Source organism: Devosia alba (assembly GCF_039938915.1).
Lineage (GTDB): Bacteria > Pseudomonadota > Alphaproteobacteria > Rhizobiales > Devosiaceae > Devosia > Devosia alba.
The window spans coordinates 1-264 of record NZ_JBDUUI010000096.1 but is presented as its reverse complement, the minus strand read 5'-3'; the positions used below and the strand labels follow the sequence as shown (position 1 = coordinate 264).

The following is a 264-nucleotide window of genomic DNA, read 5'->3' as shown; positions in this document are numbered from 1 at the left end:
GTTAACATGACCGGTGCTGTTGCTACGATTGACTCTAAATCATTGGCTTCTAGACCAATATCCAATATATCTCAGGGATTGCAAGGTTTAGCACCGGGTGTAACTGTAACCAATGCCGGCGGTCAGCCAGGTCAGGATACCGGTAAACTTTTAATCCGTGGTTTGGGTTCATTCAATGCTTCTTCTCCAATGGTTTTGATTGATGGTGTAGAAGGTGCTATGGACGTGGTTGACCCGAATGATATCGAAAGCATCTCTGTATTG

Annotated in this window: 1 protein-coding gene; it reads left to right on the top strand. The window is 44.7% G+C overall.

Annotated elements, in window-relative coordinates; all coding sequences use genetic code 11:
- The coding region (locus tag ABFY71_RS18915) for a TonB-dependent receptor plug domain-containing protein (RefSeq protein WP_347947422.1) at positions 1-264 on the top strand (264 nt) is incomplete at both ends.